Annotated in this window: 12 protein-coding genes and 3 pseudogenes; 9 read left to right on the top strand and 6 right to left on the bottom strand. The window is 67.5% G+C overall.

The annotated features are described in order from the left end of the window. Nucleotides 1-32: 32 nt before the first annotated feature. Nucleotides 33-2807 carry a PAS domain-containing protein gene (locus ABIE45_RS23150; protein ID WP_373622556.1) on the bottom strand — a complete coding sequence of 925 codons (2775 nt, stop codon included), beginning with the start codon at nt 2805-2807 and terminating at the stop codon, nt 33-35. Nucleotides 2808-3091: 284 nt separating this feature from the next. Further along, nucleotides 3092-4114 carry an HWE histidine kinase domain-containing protein gene (locus tag ABIE45_RS23145; protein ID WP_192710593.1) on the bottom strand — a complete coding sequence of 341 codons (1023 nt, stop codon included), beginning with the start codon at nt 4112-4114 and terminating at the stop codon, nt 3092-3094. A gap of 242 nt (nt 4115-4356) precedes the next feature. Here ABIE45_RS23145 and ABIE45_RS23140 point away from each other — a divergent pair, with 242 nt between their 5' ends. Together ABIE45_RS23140 and ABIE45_RS23135 are read left to right on the top strand one after the other, a co-directional pair. Further along, entirely contained in the window at nt 4357-5880 is a 1524-nt protein-coding gene (locus tag ABIE45_RS23140) for an ATPase domain-containing protein (RefSeq protein ID WP_192710594.1), read from the top strand. Further along, on the top strand, nt 5877-7934 hold the full coding sequence (locus ABIE45_RS23135) for a PAS domain-containing sensor histidine kinase (RefSeq protein ID WP_192710595.1): 2058 nt from the start codon (nt 5877-5879) through the stop codon (nt 7932-7934). The genes ABIE45_RS23140 and ABIE45_RS23135 overlap by 4 nt, the downstream gene beginning before the upstream one ends. A gap of 320 nt (nt 7935-8254) precedes the next feature. On the opposite strand, the gene ABIE45_RS23130 is transcribed toward ABIE45_RS23135, so the two are convergent. Together ABIE45_RS23130 and ABIE45_RS23125 are read right to left on the bottom strand one after the other, a co-directional pair. After that, nucleotides 8255-10240 carry a PAS domain-containing sensor histidine kinase gene (locus ABIE45_RS23130; RefSeq protein ID WP_192710596.1) on the bottom strand — a complete coding sequence of 662 codons (1986 nt, stop codon included), beginning with the start codon at nt 10238-10240 and terminating at the stop codon, nt 8255-8257. A 317-nt stretch (nt 10241-10557) separates the two neighbouring features. Continuing rightward, nucleotides 10558-11376, bottom strand: a pseudogene (locus ABIE45_RS23125) (IS5 family transposase). 147 nt (nt 11377-11523) lie between these two features. On the opposite strand from ABIE45_RS23125, the gene ABIE45_RS23120 reads away from it, so the two are divergent. Continuing rightward, entirely contained in the window at nt 11524-11721 is a 198-nt protein-coding gene (locus ABIE45_RS23120; RefSeq protein WP_373622553.1) for a hypothetical protein, read from the top strand. A 9-nt stretch (nt 11722-11730) separates the two neighbouring features. Here ABIE45_RS23120 and ABIE45_RS23115 read toward each other — a convergent pair. Continuing rightward, nucleotides 11731-11979: pseudogene (locus ABIE45_RS23115) on the bottom strand (transposase); the annotation flags it as partial. 120 nt (nt 11980-12099) lie between these two features. Between ABIE45_RS23115 and ABIE45_RS23110 the strand changes: the two are divergent. The 6 genes and pseudogenes from ABIE45_RS23110 (at nt 12100) to ABIE45_RS23085 (ending at nt 16372) form a co-directional block, all read left to right on the top strand. Beyond that, a complete protein-coding gene (locus ABIE45_RS23110) occupies nt 12100-14079 on the top strand; it encodes an RHS repeat-associated core domain-containing protein (RefSeq protein ID WP_192711789.1) in 1980 nt (659 codons plus the stop codon). Nucleotides 14080-14252: 173 nt separating this feature from the next. Then, nucleotides 14253-15071, top strand: a pseudogene (locus tag ABIE45_RS23105) (IS5 family transposase). 290 nt (nt 15072-15361) lie between these two features. Next, on the top strand, nt 15362-15637 hold the full coding sequence (locus ABIE45_RS23100; protein WP_192708137.1) for a hypothetical protein: 276 nt from the start codon (nt 15362-15364) through the stop codon (nt 15635-15637). Nucleotides 15638-15680: 43 nt separating this feature from the next. Further along, nucleotides 15681-15812 (top strand): hypothetical protein, encoded by a 132-nt coding sequence (locus tag ABIE45_RS23095; RefSeq protein ID WP_283214871.1) that lies wholly within the window; start codon nt 15681-15683, stop codon nt 15810-15812. Nucleotides 15813-15908: 96 nt separating this feature from the next. Beyond that, nucleotides 15909-16088, top strand: coding sequence for a hypothetical protein (locus ABIE45_RS23090; RefSeq protein ID WP_373622552.1), 180 nt, complete (start codon nt 15909-15911; stop codon nt 16086-16088). A gap of 32 nt (nt 16089-16120) precedes the next feature. Next, complete coding sequence (locus tag ABIE45_RS23085; RefSeq protein WP_192708139.1) at nt 16121-16372, top strand: hypothetical protein; 252 nt, start codon at nt 16121-16123, stop codon at nt 16370-16372. 70 nt (nt 16373-16442) lie between these two features. On the opposite strand, the gene ABIE45_RS23080 is transcribed toward ABIE45_RS23085, so the two are convergent. Continuing rightward, the gene (locus tag ABIE45_RS23080; protein WP_192708140.1) at nt 16443-16685 is read right to left on the bottom strand and encodes a DUF6522 family protein; all 243 of its coding nucleotides are present in this window, start codon (nt 16683-16685) and stop codon (nt 16443-16445) included. Between the last annotated feature and the right edge of the window lie 74 nt (nt 16686-16759).

Raw genomic sequence — 16759 nt, 5'->3', positions numbered from 1 at the left:
GAACCGACGCGGTCGCTGGGACGCGCTGAATCTCAGGTGAGCTCACTCAGGATGCGCTTGCGCCGCTCCCAGCTCGCGACCTTGCGCAGAAGGCGCGAGAGCTGCTCGACCGAGTATGGCTTGTGCAGCAGCTCGAACCCATAGGTGCCGTTCTGTGCCAGCACGTGGCTGTAGCCGGAGGCGAGCAGCACCGGCAGGTCGTGGTGCCGGCGGCGGATCTCGTGGGCGAGGTCGATGCCGTTCATCCCGGGCATCACCACGTCGGAGAACACCACGTCGAAGCGGTCGGCATCCTTGGTCAACTCGGCCAGCGCTTCCTCGGCGTCGATCGCCCAAACGGTGACGTAGCCGAGCTCAGTCAGGGTCTGGGTCGCGAATGTGCCCACGTCGGGGTTGTCCTCGACCACGAGGACACACATGCCATGCCCGTCGACAAGGGGTTCCGGATCCACCTGGGGCGGACGGGTCGCGGCCTCGACGCGCGGCAGGTACAGGACGAACATCGTACCCTGTCCGATCGTGCTCTGGACACGGACCTCCCCACCCGATTGCTTGGCGAAGCCGAAGACCTGGCTCAACCCGAGACCAGTTCCCTGTCCTACGCCCTTCGTCGTGAAGAACGGTTCGAAGATGTGCTCAATCTGCTCGGGGGCGATGCCGGAGCCCGTGTCTTCGATGCCCACAGCGACGAAGTCGCCGCTCACGGCAGGATAGGTGCGGATCGACGGGATTGTCGCCACAGGGTTCACTGTGATGGTCAGAGTGCCATCGCCCTCCATGGCATCCCTGGCGTTGACGGCCATGTTCACGAGGGCCGTATCGAACTGGCTCGGATCGGCATCGACAAAGCAAGGTTCGTCCGCGATGTTCGTGACGATTCGAACGCGCGAGCCGCTCAGGGTGCCGACCATGTCGCTGATGGTGAGGACGCTCCGGCCGGCGTCGAAGACCTCGGGCTTGAGCGCCTGCCGCCGCGCGAAGGCCAGGAGCTGGCCCGTGAGCTTGGCGGCGCGTGCGACGGTGTCGGAGATGGCGCCGACGTAGCGTTCGCGGCGGTCCTCCGGCAGGTTCGGACGCTTCAGGAGGTCGGTCGAGGACTTGATCACGGTCAGCAGGTTGTTGAAGTCGTGCGCGACGCCGCCTGTGAGTTGGCCCACCGCCTCCATCTTCTGCGCTTGGCGCAAGGCTTCCTGGGCTGAGGCCAGCTCCGCCTCGCGCGCCTTCGCGAGGGTGAGGTCGCGGCCCACCGCGATGAAGTTGGCGCCGTCGGGCTCTGGCGCCACCGTCCACTCGATAAGCTTCCATCGACCGTCGTCGGTGGCGATACGGTTCTCGAAGCGCGTCGGCTGCCGCGTCTCACCCATCCGGGCGAGGGCGGCGAGCGTCGGGCCCATATCGTCGGGGTGCATGAACGTCCCGTACGGCCGCGACAGGAGCTCGGCCTCCGACCAGCCGAGCACCCGTGTCCAGGCCGGGCTGACCGCCGACATCATCCCATCGTAATTGGCTCGCGCCAGCATGTCCTCGGACAGGATCCAGAGCTGGTCGCGCTCGGCCGTACGCTGGTGGACCTGCTGCTCCAAGGTCGCGTTCAGGTCTTGGAGCGTCTGCTCCATGCGCTTGCGCTCGGAGATGTCGCTGAAGAGCACAGCGACCCGACGCGCCGCTGGATCGCCGACCCGCAACGCGCGCACGTCGAACCAACGTCCGAACACGTCGGCCCGGTTCTCGATGTGAGCGGGTTCGCCGGTCAGCGCGACGCGCCCATAGGTGTCGAACCAGTGCTGTTCGAGGTCGGGAGCAAAGTCGCTGACCCACCGGCCAACGACGTTGGCGCCAGTCTGCCGCTCGTAGGCGGGATTAGCCTCGACGATTTGGAAATCGATGGCTCGATCCGCGTCGTCGAATCGCACCTCGATTATGCAGCAGCCGACGTCAATGCTCTCGAACAGCGTGCGGTAGCGGCTCTCGCTCTCGGCCAAGGCAGCCCGCGAGCGGATCTGCTCCGAGACCTCGTAGCCGCCCACGAAGATGCCGGTGACATCCCCTGCGGCGCCACGAATGGGCTGGTAGATGAAGTCGAGGTACCGGTCGCCGTCCTCACCGACCAGCCGGATAGGCAGGGCCTGCGCCACGAACGGTTCGCCCGTCGCGTAGACATGGTCGAGAAGCTCGTAGAAGCCTTGCCCGGCCAGCTCTGGGAACACCGCGCGCACGTTCCGCCCGATGTAGTCGCGACGGCCCGCCACCGTGACGTAGGCATCGTTGACGTACTCGAAGACGTGGCCCGGGCCGCGCAGCACTGCGACGAAACCCGGCACCTGCTGGAGCAGCGCTTGCTGACGCTGGCGCTCGGACGCGGCCTGCCGCTCGGCGAGAACCTGACGGGTCGTCTCGGTGCAGGCGCAGAACAGGCCGGTGATTGTTCCGTCATCCCCCGGCACGGGCGTGTAGGAGAAAGCGAAGTGCGTCTCCTCGGGATAGCCGTTGCGATGGAGGGTGAGAGCCAGGTCGTTCATGTGCACGGGGTCGCCAGCGTACACACGATCCATCAGCGCACCGACCTCTCCCCGCACCTCGGGCCAGGTCTCGAAGAACGGGCGACCCAGGGCCGCGGGGTGGCGCTCACCCAGCATGGGCGCATAGGTGTCGTTGTAGATCAGCGTGCGGTCCGCGCCCCAGGCGATGAACATGGGCTGGCGCGAGTTGAGCATGACCCGCACGAGGGTCAGCAGCGACGGGGGCCAGCGCTCCTGCGGCCCCAAAGACGTGGTCGTCCAATCGAAGGCACGCACGCGCGCGCCCATGAGGCCACCACCGTGGAAAGCCGACGTCTCCGAAGCCACGGGCTCAGCCCCGAGCCGGACCGGGCCGCGGGAGCGGCGAGAGAGACCGCGCGGCCGTACGGACCGGGCCGCCGGTGGCACGCTGACTGTCGTTCCCGAGGAGTGGGGTTCGCGTCGAGGTGCTGTCGAGGGCGTATTCGAGGTGCATACGAGCCTCCTAGCACATGCGGTATTGCGGGTGTTTCCCGCTGATGCGCCGGATTGCGGCCTTTCGCATCAAGGTCGGACGAAGGCGTGAAGGCTCGTCACGAGAGAGGCTGCTCCTCGGTGCCGGGCAACGGCATGCGCACGGACACTCTTAGTCCGTCTGGCGCGAAGTCGACATCCACTTCCGCCCCGGTCTGGGTGGCCAAGACCTTGTTGAGGAGCCGGTGGCCGAAGCCCTGGCGCGTGGGATGCGCGGCAGGCGGCCCGTCATGCTCGGCCCAGTTCCAGCGGAGGGCTCGGCCGGACGTGCCATCCTCGACCCACCATGTGACCTGGAGGCGGCCGTCCGGATCGGCAAGCGACCCGTGCCGCAGGGCGTTGGTGGTCAACTCGTGCAGGGCCATGCCGACCGGCACGGCGAGTTCGGACGGCAGCACCACCTTCGGCCCGTCCAGAGTCAGGCGGCCCCGTTCGCCGTACGGGTCGAGCTCGGCCCGCAGCAGCCCCTCGAACGAGGCGGCCTGGGCAAGGTCCTCGGTGATCAGCGCGTGCGTGCGGGCCAGCGAGGCGATCCGGCCCGAGAAGGCGCGGATGAACTCGGAGATCGAGAGGGGGGAGCGCGCGGTGGCGTTGAGCACGGCCTGGACGGTGGCCAGCGTGTTCTTCACCCGGTGGTGCAGCTCACGCACCATGAACGCCTGACGGTCCTCGTGGGCGCGCCGTCCCGTCACGTCCCTCTGCGTCGCGACCCAGTGCGTGAGGCGCCCGTCGGCCTCCCGCACCGGCGTGATCAACCACTCGACCACGTAGGTCGAGCCATCCTTGCGGTAGTTGACCGCCTCGGCCTGCGTGGCTTCTCCGGCTTCAAGGGCGGCGCGCAAGCCGTCCAGGACGGTCCGGTCCGTCAGGGGTCCCTGCAGGATGCGCGGCGACAGGCCAACGATCTCGCGCGCCTCGTAGCCAGTCATCCGGGTGAAGGCGGGGTTGGCGTACTCGATCAGCGGGCCCGGCTCGTCGACGTCAGCCGAGGTGATGAGGATGGCCTCGCCGGACGCCTCGACCGCCGCGCGCAGGAGCCTGGGATCCGGTGCCGCCGTCCTCGCATTGTCCTGAGCCTCCAAGGTCGTCTCCCGACCCAGCTCGAAACCGCGGGGTTGCCCAGCAAACCTATGACGCAGCTGCAGGTTGCGCACCTGTGTAACTGGCGCTCAGCGACGTCCCGCGCCCCGTCGCCGCAGACCGCCGGTATAGGGACCTCCTAGATCCCTACGATGCGGTGCCGCGAGCGCTGACAAGGACTTGGCAGGCCGCTACCGTGCCGGCTCGCCAAGGTCCGCCCCTCCCCACGGAGCCTCGACCGACGATGACCAGCACCACGACGAGCCGCCCGACCGGCGAGGCGTCCCGTATCTCGACCGGGGTGACCGGGCTCGACGAGGTCCTTTGCGGCGGCCTCACGCCGAGCCGGCTTTACCTGCTGGAGGGCACGCCCGGCACCGGCAAGACGACGCTGGCCCTGCAGTTCCTGCGGGAGGGTATCGCCCGCGGCGAGCGCGCCCTCTACGTCACCCTGTCGGAGACGGCCGACGAGCTCGGCGCGGCCGCGGCGACGCACGGATGGGACCTCGACGGCATCGACGTTTACGAGCTCGTCGACGAAAATGGTCTCGACCCCGACAGCGAGCAGTCGATCCTGCACCCGTCCGAAATCGAGCTCGGCGAAACCGTCAGGGAGGTCATCGCGCGCGTCGAGGAGACGAAGCCGGACCGGGTCGTGTTCGACAGCCTGTCCGAGCTGCGCCTGCTGGCCCAGAACCCGCTGCGCTACCGACGCCAGATCCTCGCGCTCAAGCGCTTCTTCGCCAAGCGCGCTTGCACCGTGCTGATGCTGGACGACAAGACCTCCGAGACCGGGGACGTGCAGCTCCACAGCATCGCGCACGGGGTGATTTCGTTGGAGCAGGCGCCGCGTGAATACGGCTCCGAGCGGCGCCGGGTACGCATCATCAAGATGCGGGGCATCAAGTTCCGCGGCGGCTACCACGACTTCGTCTTGGAGACCGGCGGCATCCAGGTGTTCCCGCGCCTGATCGCCGCCGAGCACCACGCGAGCTTCGATGCGCGGGGCAAGTCCACCGGCTCGCCCGAGCTCGACCTGCTGCTCGGCGCCGGGCTTGTGCCGGGCACCAATACGCTGCTGCTCGGACCTTCCGGCGTCGGCAAGACCACGACCGCCGTCCGCTGCATGGTAGCCGCCTTGGAGCGCGGCGAGAGCGCGACCTACTACCTGTTCGACGAAGGGCTCGCGACGCTGCTCGCCCGATCCGCCATGCTCGGGATGGACCTCGCGCCCCACGTCGAGGCGGGGCGACTGACCATCACGCAGATTGACCCGGCCGAACTCTCGCCCGGGGAGTTCTCCAGCCTGGCCCGACAGGCGGTCGAGGAGCGGGGGGCCAGCTTTATCGTGGTCGACAGCCTCAACGCCTACCTGCACGCGATGCCGGGCGAGGAGTTCCTCATCCTGCAGATGCACGAGCTCCTGAGCTACCTGAACCAGCAGGGCGTCACCACGCTCCTGGTTCTGGGCCAGCACGGCGTCGTCGGTGAGGTTCGGACGGATGTCGACCTGAGCTATCTCAGCGACAGCATCCTTTTGTTCCGCTTCTTCGAGGCCAAGGGCGAGGTCCGTACTGCCCTCTCGGTGGTGAAGAGCCGCGTCAACGCGCACGAGCGCAGCATCCGCGAGATGAAGCTGACGACGGGCGGCATCCAGGTCGGGGAGGCGCTCACCGACTTCGAGGGCGTGCTGACCGGGTTGCCCTCCTATCGCGGGGAGATGGCGATGCTGACGGGCCAGGGCCTCACCGAGGGCGCGCGCCGGTGACCGCGCCGGACTCGCACGAGGAACGCATCCTCATCCTGGCGCCGCGCGGGCGCGACGCCCAGGTCGTGGAGCAGGTGCTCGCCCGGGCAGGCACACGCGCCGAGGCTTGCTCCGACATCTCGGGCTGGCTCGCCTGCCTCCAGACCGGTGCGGGCGCCGCCCTGATCACCGAGGAGGCGCTGGCCGAGGCCGGCAAGCCGGACGACCTATTCGCCTGGCTTGACGCGCAGCCGCCCTGGTCCGACTTCCCGTTCATCGTGCTGGCGACCCGCCAGGCCGGGCGCCGCTCCGAGCGCGCCTCGCGCCTGCTCGCCCGCCTCGGCAACGTCGTCCTGCTGGAACGGCCGGTCAACGCCGAGACGCTCGCCAGCGCCGCGGCCTCGGCCCTGCGGGCACGCCACCGCCAGTACCAGGCCCGCGAGCACCTCTTGGAGCGGGAGCGGGTGCAAGAGCAGCTCCGGCTCGCGAACGAGGACCTGGAGCGGCGCGTGGCCGAGCGCACCCAGGAGGTCGAGGCCGCGCACGAAACCCTGGCTTTCGCGCTCGACGCGGCTGGTATGGCCTCGTGGGACCTGGACTACCGCACCGGCGCCTCGCGGCGCTCGCCCCGCTTCGATGCCGTCTTCGGCTATGACGGGAATGGGGCGCGCTGGGACCGGGAGAGCCTCCTCGCCCACGTCGTCGCGGAGGACCGCGACACCGCGGAACGCGCATTCGCTACGACGCTCGAGACCGGCATCCTCGACCTGGAGTGCCGCATCCACCGCGCCGACGGGCAGGTTCGCTGGATTGCCATGAGGGGGCAGATCAAGCGTGACGAAGCCGGCCTGCCGCTGCGCATCGCCGGCATTCTGATGGACCGCACCGACCAGCGCCTGACCGAGGAAGCCTTGCGCCAGGCCCAGAAGATGGAGGCCATCGGACAGCTCACCGGCGGCGTGGCCCACGACTTCAACAACCTGCTCACCGTCATCGTCGGCGGTCTCGACATGATCCTCCGGAGGCCCGAGCACGTCGACCGTGTGAAGCGGCTGGCCGAGGCGGCGATGGGTGCCGCGCGGCGTGGTGAGCAGCTGACCCAGCAACTCCTCGCCTTCTCGCGGCGGCAGATGCTGCGGCCCCAGACGCTCAACCCGAACCGTCTGCTCATCGACTTCAAGCCGCTCGCCGAGCGCGCGGCGGGCGGGGCCGTCGAGCTCGTCTTTGACCTCGACCCGGCGCTTGACCCGATCCGTATCGACCCGGCCCAGTTCGAGGCGGCGGTGCTGAACCTCATCGTCAACGCGCGCGACGCCTTGGAGGGTCATGACCGCCACGCCCGCATCGTGGTGACGAGCCGCAACGTCCATCTCGGGACGGCAGCCGTCGCCGACAAGGGCGTGGCGCCTGGCCCCTACGTGGCGGTGTCGGTCAGCGACACGGGCAGCGGCATCCCGCCCGAGGTGCTGGGACGGATCTTCGAGCCGTTCTTCACGACCAAGGAGGTCGGCAAGGGGACCGGGCTGGGGTTGAGCCAGGTCTACGGCTTCACGCGCAGCGCCAAGGGATTCGCGCAGATCGAGTCCGAGGTCGGCGGGGGCACCACGGTCAGCCTGTACTTCCCGCGCTCGACTGACCCGGCCGGCGAGGAAGTCGGGACGGGTCCGGGGGCGACCATCCCGCTTCGCCGCGCCGGGGACGGCGAGACGGTCCTGCTGGTCGAGGACGACGAGCAGGTGCTCGGCATGGCGGTCGAGAGTCTGGAGGAGCTGCGTTACCGGGTCGTCGTCGCCCGCAACGCCGCAGAGGCGCTGGAACATCTGACGGGCGTGGAGCGCATCGACATCCTGTTCTCGGACGTGGTGATGCCGGGCGGCATGAACGGCTCGCAACTGGCCGTCGAGGCGCAGAGACTGCGTCCCGGCATCAAGGTGCTGCTCACCTCGGGCTACGTGGCGAACCTCGATGAGGGGCAGGTGATCGGCCGGGGAGACCTGCCGGTGCTGAACAAGCCGTACCGACGCGACGAACTCGCACGGTCCCTGCGCTTGGTGCTGGCCGGCGAAGGGCGCTGAACGGATAAGAGCAACCGGCCCCGCCTGTTCAGCGCATCGCGATCGCCCTGCCTCAGGGTGACGAGCGAATAGGCCGCGCAGCATGTCCGCTTTCCCAAGATTCGGCTAGGAGCATACTGGCCGCAATCTGCTAGATGGCGGCACGCCTGACCGCCAATGCCGGCAAGACCGGAGGTTTGGCTTTGCGCCCGACCCGGTCATCCAGCTGGTCAGGGCCGCATCCCGCGGGCGGACGCTGCCGATCCTGATGCCCTCATTGCCGATCGCTTTGTCCGAGGTTGAGGCATTGAGGAGGCCTCAGACGAAGATGAGGCAGTGCTTCAGGTCTCGCCTGCAATCACTGTTGCCGTGCGCGGCACACGAACAACATCAGCCGGCAGCGCAGCAGCCACGGGAGTCGAAGCAGTCCCCTCAAGGGCGAGCAGCAGCGCCGCAGGTTGGTAGGGCTTGGAGATCAGCGGGAAGCCCGCTTTGATCGCCCTGGCTGCCTGCTCGCTGTAGCCGGTGGCCAACAACACCGGTACCGCGGGCCAGCGTTCGCGAACGCGCAGGGCGAGATCAAACCCGTTCATCTCCCCTGGCATCACGAGGTCTGACAGGATCACATCGAACGACTGACCCCCGTCCAGCACGTGCAGAGCCTCCGACGCATTGGCGCTGCTCACGACCCTGTGGCCGCGCTCAGCCAGGATCGAGGCGGCGACCTCCGCCACCTGCGCGTTGTCCTCGACCACAAGAACGCGAAGGGAGCGCCCCGGATCGTCAGGTTTCAGGCTCTCCCTTCGAGCCTCGACGACCGGCGCATGCGTGCGCGGCAGTGAGATCGTGAAGGTCGTGCCGCGGTTGACCTCGCTCGTGATCCGGACGGAACCGCGTGACTGCTGTACGAAAGCGTAGACCTGCGGCAGGCCGAGCCCGGTGCCCTTGCCGACCTCCTTCGTGGTGAAGAACGGCTCGAAAGCACGGGCAACCACCTCGGGCGGCATGCCGGACCCAGTGTCAGCCACCGCAATCGCGATGCTCTGTTCAAGTTCGCTGCCGGGCGCGGTGACGTTCTCGGTTCTGATCCGAAACTCACCACCTCTGGGCATAGCGTCACGCGCATTCACCGCGAGATTGATCAGCGCGATCTGTAGCTGGGCCGGATCGACCTCTACAGGCCAAAGCCCTTGCGCGAGATCGAACGCCACCCGGATGTCGCCGCGCAGGGACTGCTTGAGCATGTCGTCCATACCGAGGATCAGCCGGTTCAGATCCAGGACTTCAGGCTGGTGCAGGTGCCGACGTCCGAAGGCGAGCAACTGCTGAGTCAGTTTGCGGCCCTGCTCCACAGCTTGCACCGCGTTGTTGATCAGGCGCTCTCGCCGCTGCTCGGGCGCGCGGCGGAGGAGATCGAGATTGCCAAGGACGACGGTGAGGATGTTGTTGAAATCGTGCGCGATTCCAGAGCTGAGCCCGCCGAGCGCCTCCATCTTCTGCGCCTGAAATAGGGACGCCCGGGCCTTCTCCAGTGCTTCCTGCGTGTTCTGCCGCTCGGTGATGTCGCGGGTGACCTTAGCGAAGCCGATAAGCCGGCCAGTCTCGTCGCGGATGGCGTCGATGACCACGCTCGCCCAGAAGCGGGTGCCGTCCTTGCGCACCCGCCAGCCCTCGGCCTCGAACCTGCCTTCTCGCGTAGCCGTCTCCAAAGCTCTGGCAGGCTTGCCTGCTGCCCGGTCCTCCGCGTTGTAGAAGCGGGAGAAGTGCTGCCCGACAATCTCGGCTTCCGTGTAGCCCTTGATCCGAGCCGCGCCTGAGTTCCAGTTCGTTACCACACCCTCTGGGTCGAGCATGAAGATGGCGTAGTCGGTGACCCCCTGTACCAGCAGCCGGAACCGCTCCTCGCTCTGGCGTAACGCTTCACGGGCGGCCTTCTGAGCGCTGATGTCCCGCGTGATCTTGGCGAAGCCGACGAGCGTACCGGACGGGTCCCGGATGGGGTCGATGATCACGTGGGCCCACATCCGGGCGCCGTCCTTGCGGACGCGCCAGCCTTCCTGCTCGAACCGCCCCTCATTGACTGCGGTCGCAAGCGCCCGGTGCGGCAAACGGGTCTGACGATCCTCCTCGGTGTAGAAGCGGGAGAAGTGCTGACCGATGATCTCGGCTTCCGTGTAGCCCTTGAAGCGCTCTGCCCCAGGGTTCCAGCTTGTCACGATGCCGGTGGGATCGAGCATGTAGATGGCGTAGTCGGTCACCGACTGGACCAGAAGCCGGAAGCGCTGTTCGTCTGCGCTCTCGGTGGCGGACCCAGACTGGGATGCCATGCGTGTTCCTTCCTGCACGGGCAGGCCCCGAGCGAGGGGCTGCCCAGTGACGCGCGTCGCGCTTAGCCAAGGCTGTGTATCGGGTCTTGGTTCCTATGCTCGGCCAGCGGCGCGGCCGTAGATGCACGAGCGGCACACAGCACTTCTGGATCGAAGGCGGACAGGATCTTGAGGTGGCGCCTGCACACATCTCAAAAGCGATCTTTGACAACCTTGTCGAGGGTGTCGATTGCTGCACGCGGGTGAGCGAGTACAACACTGGGTTAAAGTCATGCGCTCCTGCGCCAGATCGTCAGCGCCCACAGGACTAAGAGCGCCTAACAGAACCGTTTGATCTGGTTGAGTGTGATGAGGCTGGCCGCGAGGCTGGTGAAGGGCTCGTAGATGTCGGCGCGTCGCTCGTAGCGGACCGGCAAGCGCCGGAAGGGATTGAACCAAGCGTGCGTGCGCTCCACCACCCATCGGTGCCGGCCCAGTCTCTCGCTGCTCTCGATGCTGCGGCGTGCGATGCGCGGTACAATCCCACGTGCCCGGCACTCGTGTCGGCGCGGTCGAGCGTCGTAGGCTTTGTCGGCGTGCAGTTTGTCCGGGCGGTGTCGCGGCCGGCCCCGCCGACCGTTGCGCACGGGTGGGATGGCATCGAGGGTCGGTGCCATCATCACGCTGTCGTGCCGGTTGGCCCCACTCAGGCAGACGCCGAGCGGCGTACCGCGCGCGTCGGTGACGAGGTGGCGCGTCTGGCCCGCCTTGCCCCGGTCCGTCGGGTTCGGGCCGGTGGCAGAGCCCCTTTTTTGGCCGGGACAGAGGCGCTGTCCAGGCTCGCTCGGCTCCAGTCGATCTGACCCGCCCCGTGCAGGCGCTCCAAGAGCACTTGATGCAGGCGCGCCCACACGCCGGCCGCCTGCCAGTCCCGTAAGCGGCGCCAGCAACTCATCCCGCAGCCGCAGCCCATCTCCGCAGCCCATCTCCGCAGGCAGCCTCTCCCACGGAACGCCTGAGCGCAGCACGAACAGAATGCCGGTCAACGCAGCTCGGTTCTCGATCGGCCGACGGCCGCCTTTTGGACGTGGGCGGGGCGGCGGCAGAAGCGGCGCAATCTCGGTCCAGAGATCATCGGGCAGAAGCGGACGAGCCATCACCACCAACGCCCGCCCACGCAATCCGTGCCCGTTCCGTTAGGCGCTCTAAGTTGCCTCCTGTATGAAGGCCTCCCAATCCTGATTGCAATTTCTAATTTCTGCTTCACTCAATTCGGCATGCCGGATCGGATAATGGTTCGGTCGATGATGAGCATCGTGATCAGCTACGTAAAGAACGGCAAGGTTCTCATCTACCGTGTTGGCGTGGTTGCCGTCGATATGATGAAGCTCAAGACCTACATCGAGCGCTTTGCAGACACAGCACATGCCACCATTCTTAGACAGCAGGCGTTTCCGCTGCGTGGTTGTCGGATTGCGTCTCACTTTCAGATGCTAGCCTAGAGCCTGTCGTCACCTGAGGTGATCGAGGGCTGCGGCGAGGCAGAGGCCTCCGGTGAAGCTGGAGGCGGTTTTCTCATAGCGCGTGGCAACCGCTCGCCACTCCTTGAGCCGTGCCCAGAGCCGCTCGACGACGTTGCGGTTGGTGTAGATCCAGTCCGGGCAGCGCTCGGGAGCCTCGTTACTCTTGGACGGGATAGCAGGTGTTGCCCCGACCTCTCGCAACTGCTGCCGGAAGCGTTGGCTGGAGTAGCCCCGATCCGCTGCGTGGGGGGACGCGGTTCGCCTACGAGCCGGGCACGGCTGGGTTCTGGCAGCCGAGCGGCGTGGCGGCCCAATGGGGTGGTCAGCCGCCTGATCCGGGACCGGTCCGGGACGCGGGTGGAACGGGTCGACGGCGAGGGGCGGCGGACGGTCGAGCGCTACGGCGCCTACGGACTGCTCGCCGAGATCGAGGACCCGAAGGGCGGGCGCCTGCGCTTCGGCCATGATGGGCTGGGCCGGCTGGAGCGGGTCGAGAACCAGCTCGGACGGGCCTGGACGTTCGAGCGCGACGCGGCCGGTCGGGTGGTGGCCGAGACCGACTTCGATGGCCTGCGCACGACCTACGCGTACGACCGGGCCGGGCGTCTGACCGGGAAGCTGGCGGCGGACGGCACGCGCACGGTCTACGCGCACGATGCCTCGGGTCTGCTGACCGGTGAGACCGTGACGGTGCCGGGCGCGGCCGAGCCGCAGGTGACGACCTTCGCCTATGACGGGGCCGGGCAGCTGGTTGCGGCGCGCGGGGGCGGGTCGGAGGTGCTGCTGGAGTGGGACGGGCTCGGCCGGGTGGTGGCCGAGACGGTGGACGGGCGTCGTGTCGAGAGCCGGTACGATTGCTGCGGCAACCGCGTGGAGCGGACGGGGCTCGGGAGTCGGGTGGAGAGCCGGTACGACCCGCTGGGTGCGCTGACGGCGCTGGAGATCGCCGGGCACGGCGCGCTGACGCTGGATCATGACGCGGCGGGCCGGGAGCTGCGCCGGGCGAGCGCGGCGGGGTTCGTGCTGGAGAGCACCTGGGACGCGGCGGGCCAGCTGGTGCGGCAGGTGGGCGGCCGGGGGCGGAGTTCCGGCCCGGGTGCCGGGAAGTTTTTGGAGCGGGTCTATGGCTGGGACCGGGCGTACGCGCCGGTGTCGGTGTTCGACCTGCGCTGGGGCGGGACGGGGTACCGGTACGACCGCAACGGGCAGGTGGTGGAGGGGCGCCACGGCGACGGGTCGGCGGAGCGGTACGGCTACGACGCGGCGCTGAACGTGGCGGAGTTCGCGGAAGCGGATGGCCCGGCGACGTCGGGTGGTCTGGTCCAACCGGCGTCGTACGGGCGGGATCCGGCGGGGCGGCTGCGGGCCTGGCGCGGCTCGGCCGGGGGCCGTGTGGAGGTGGCACACGGACCGTCCGGCGAGCGGGTGACGTACCGGCATGATGTCTGCGGGCGCGTGGTCGAGCGGGTGCTGGAGCGGGACGGGTTCCGGCCGCGGGTGTGGCGCTATGCCTGGGACGGCAAGGATCGTCTGGTCGGGTGCACGACGCCCACGGGTGAGCGCTGGGCGTACGGCTACGACCCGTTCGGGCGGCGGCTGTGGAAGCGGCGCACGGACGCGGGGCCAGACGCTGCGGCGGGCGATGCCGTCATCGGGACGGCGTATGGCTGGGACGGGGATCTGCTGAGCGCGGAGGCGCCACTCGGGGCCGATGGCTCAGCGGACTGGGCTCGGGCGACGATCTGGCACTACGAGCCGGGGACGTTCCGGCCTCTGGCGCGAGAGGGGTCTGGCGGGTCGCTGGCCTACGTTGTGACGGACCATCTGGGCACGCCGCGGGAGCTGGTGGACGCGGACGGGCGTCTGCTGTGGTCGGCGGAGTACCGGGTGTGGGGCGCGGTGCGGCGGGTTTGGGTGGCGGCCAACGACGAAGAGCCGGGTGTGGCAGGCTCCGGCGGACGCCCGGGCGGAGGGCGCAGCTACGCGGTTGCGGGCAACCTCGCGCTGGCGGAGGATACCGGAGCGGTCGAGGCGGTTCTGCTGTGCCCGCTGCGGTTCCAGGGGCAGTGGCAGGATGGCGAGACCGGCCTCGTCTACAACAGGTTCCGGTACTATGATCCCATCACCACGCAGTACGCCAGTCCAGACCCAATCGGCTTGGAAGCTGGAACAAGACAGTACGGGTATGTACCAAATCCTAATATATTTGTCGATCCAAGCGGCTTAATATGTTGCGGCCGAAGCAAATTACAGCACGAATACAAGCACGCACGGGATTTCGATGTTAACGACCCTAATCTTAATAATGTTTCTCTCAAGAATTTGAAGATTAAATAAATTCTCACATCCAAGACCCAAACACACAATCAATTCCTAGTACGTATAGAGGTACAATTACAGGCACAAGTCACTATAATCCAATTACAGGGAATTGGTTTTTGAAAGTTCACCAGGTGACTTAGAGCGCCTAACGGAACGGGCACGAATTGCGTGGGCGGGCGTTGGTGGTGATGGCTCGTCCGCTTCTGCCCGATGATCTCTGGACCGAGATTGCGCCGCTTCTGCCGCCGCCCCGCCCACGTCCAAAAGGCGGCCGTCGGCCGATCGAGAACCGAGCTGCGTTGACCGGCATTCTGTTCGTGCTGCGCTCAGGCGTTCCGTGGGAGAGGCTGCCTGCGGAGATGGGCTGCGGAGATGGGCTGCGGCTGCGGGATGAGTTGCTGGCGCCGCTTACGGGACTGGCAGGCGGCCGGCGTGTGGGCGCGCCTGCATCAAGTGCTCTTGGAGCGCCTGCACGGGGCGGGTCAGATCGACTGGAGCCGAGCGAGCCTGGACAGCGCCTCTGTCCCGGCCAAAAAAGGGGCTCTGCCACCGGCCCGAACCCGACGGACCGGGGCAAGGCGGGCCAGACGCGCCACCTCGTCACCGACGCGCGCGGTACGCCGCTCGGCGTCTGCCTGAGTGGGGCCAACCGGCACGACAGCGTGATGATGGCATCGACCCTCGATGCCATCCCACCCGTGCGCAACGGTCGGCGGGGCCGGCCGCGACACCGCCCGGACAAACTGCACGCCGACAAAGCCTACGACGCTCGACCGCGCCGACACGAGTGCCGGGCACGTGGGATTGTACCGCGCATCGCACGCCGCAGCATCGAGAGCAGCGAGAGACTGGGCCGGCACCGATGGGTGGTGGAGCGCACGCACGCTTGGTTCAATCGCTTCCGGCGCTTGCCGGTCCGCAACGAGCGACGCGCCGACATCTACGAGCCCTTCACCAGCCTCGCGGCCAGCCTCATCACACTCAACCAGATCAAACGGTTCTGTTAGGCGCTCTAAACCTTCGGGTTGGCGCCTGCCCCGGTCGTTTGAAGAGCCTCAGGCGCTGTTTCTGAGCGGAGATCCAGCGTCTCGCGCCGGCTCGATCGCCCAGTCGATTATGGCAAGGCCTTCAGATGCTAACGTAGGACCCGAGACCTTGGCAGACCGCGGGAATACCCATGCCCGTCAGGGCTATCTTTGTCGGTCGCGAAAGCGCAGAGTGCCGACATCACCGGATCGGCTGATCCAGGCTCCGGTGGCTGAGGGTCCATGCCCCCGCCTGCAACGGACAGGCGCGCATGGCGGACATCATCACGTTCTCCACCAAGCCCCGCTCGCGGCACGCGCGCCGTACCTATCAGGTGCATCGGTTCGCTCAGGGCGGCGGCGTGCTCAGGTCCTGCATCATCACCGCCCGCGACGATGGTGACGCCAGGCGGCAGGCGGCGCGGCTGATCGACGGCCATCGCACCGAGCTCTGGGCCAGCAATCGCCTCGTCGCCGTTTTCGGTTCGGTCAGGGCTCCGCTCGCGACCGCGATCCAGCCTGCGGACCAGCCCACGATCGGACGGTAAGGACGGCTCCGTCCGGCCTCTCAGCACATCCAGGAGCAAAACCATGGCGACGGAAAAGAAGCGCGGAAATCGCGAGACCAAGAAGCCGAAGAAGCCCGTGCCCAAGACCAACGCGGCGGCGCCCTCGAACAAGGGCACGGTCGCGGCTGCCATGAAGACCAGCGGTCGAGGCTGAGGCGATGTCCGACCACCATGGCTGCTCGGTATGGTAGAGCCCGTTCGACCCCGGATGTGCCCGGTGATGCGGAAGTTGATCGGGACGATCGTCCGCATGTCGCAGCGTCCTGGCCTTCAGGAGCGGGGACAGCTGATTGATCAGCTCACGGAGCTCGAAACCGAGGGCCTCGCCCAGGATGTTCCGTGGCGGACCGTGGAGGCAATCCGGGCCACCCGGTTGAAGCTCCGCGTCGAGGGCCTGATGCCCAGGACGCCTCTCCCGCGCGGTCACTGATGGTTCTGTGCATGATCGGACACGAGGCGTGCTTGATCGAGCTACGCGCATTCGTCAGCCGGGCAGACCGGGACGATTTCGCCGCCGCCCAGCAGACCCTGCTGCAATTTATCTTGCACGCGGACGGTGGGGAACAACGGCAGAAGGCACTCGACGGGCTGCTCAACGAACTCAGGCGCGATGATCACGCGGGCGCGTACTCGCGGGAGCAGCACGCCTTCCGCACGGCGCTGCTCGCGATGGTTGAGCGGACCCGTGAGATGGCAGGATCGGCGAAGGGGTGACGCCCGCCGCGGGACGGACCTCTGGAAGCCGAACCTTGCCGCCTCGAGCGGTTCGTTGGCCCAGTCGGGCTTACCACATCTCTTCGCTGATGAGCGCGCCGCTCGCGTCGAAGATGCCGCGCCAGCCTCTGTCATGCAGCCGGACGGTCACGCGAGTCAGACAGACGCCGTCGCCATCGCTGGACACGACACGGGCATCGACCCGTCCCTGCCGGTTCGTGCGCTTCAGGTCTGCGGTGCTCACCCCGAGTCGAGGCGCCAGTTCGCGGGGATCGACGAGCCAGTCACCCATGCGGCCGAATGCGAGCTTCACGGAGCAGGTCTCCATCAGCACGGCAGCAGTTCGCGGGGCTGAAACCGACCATAGCACCCTTCCTTCTCGTCCGT

The organism is Methylobacterium sp. OAE515 (assembly GCF_041806315.1).
GTDB lineage: Bacteria > Pseudomonadota > Alphaproteobacteria > Rhizobiales > Beijerinckiaceae > Methylobacterium > Methylobacterium tardum.
Note: the sequence above shows the minus strand (reverse complement) of the source record. Positions and strands in the feature narration are given on the sequence as shown.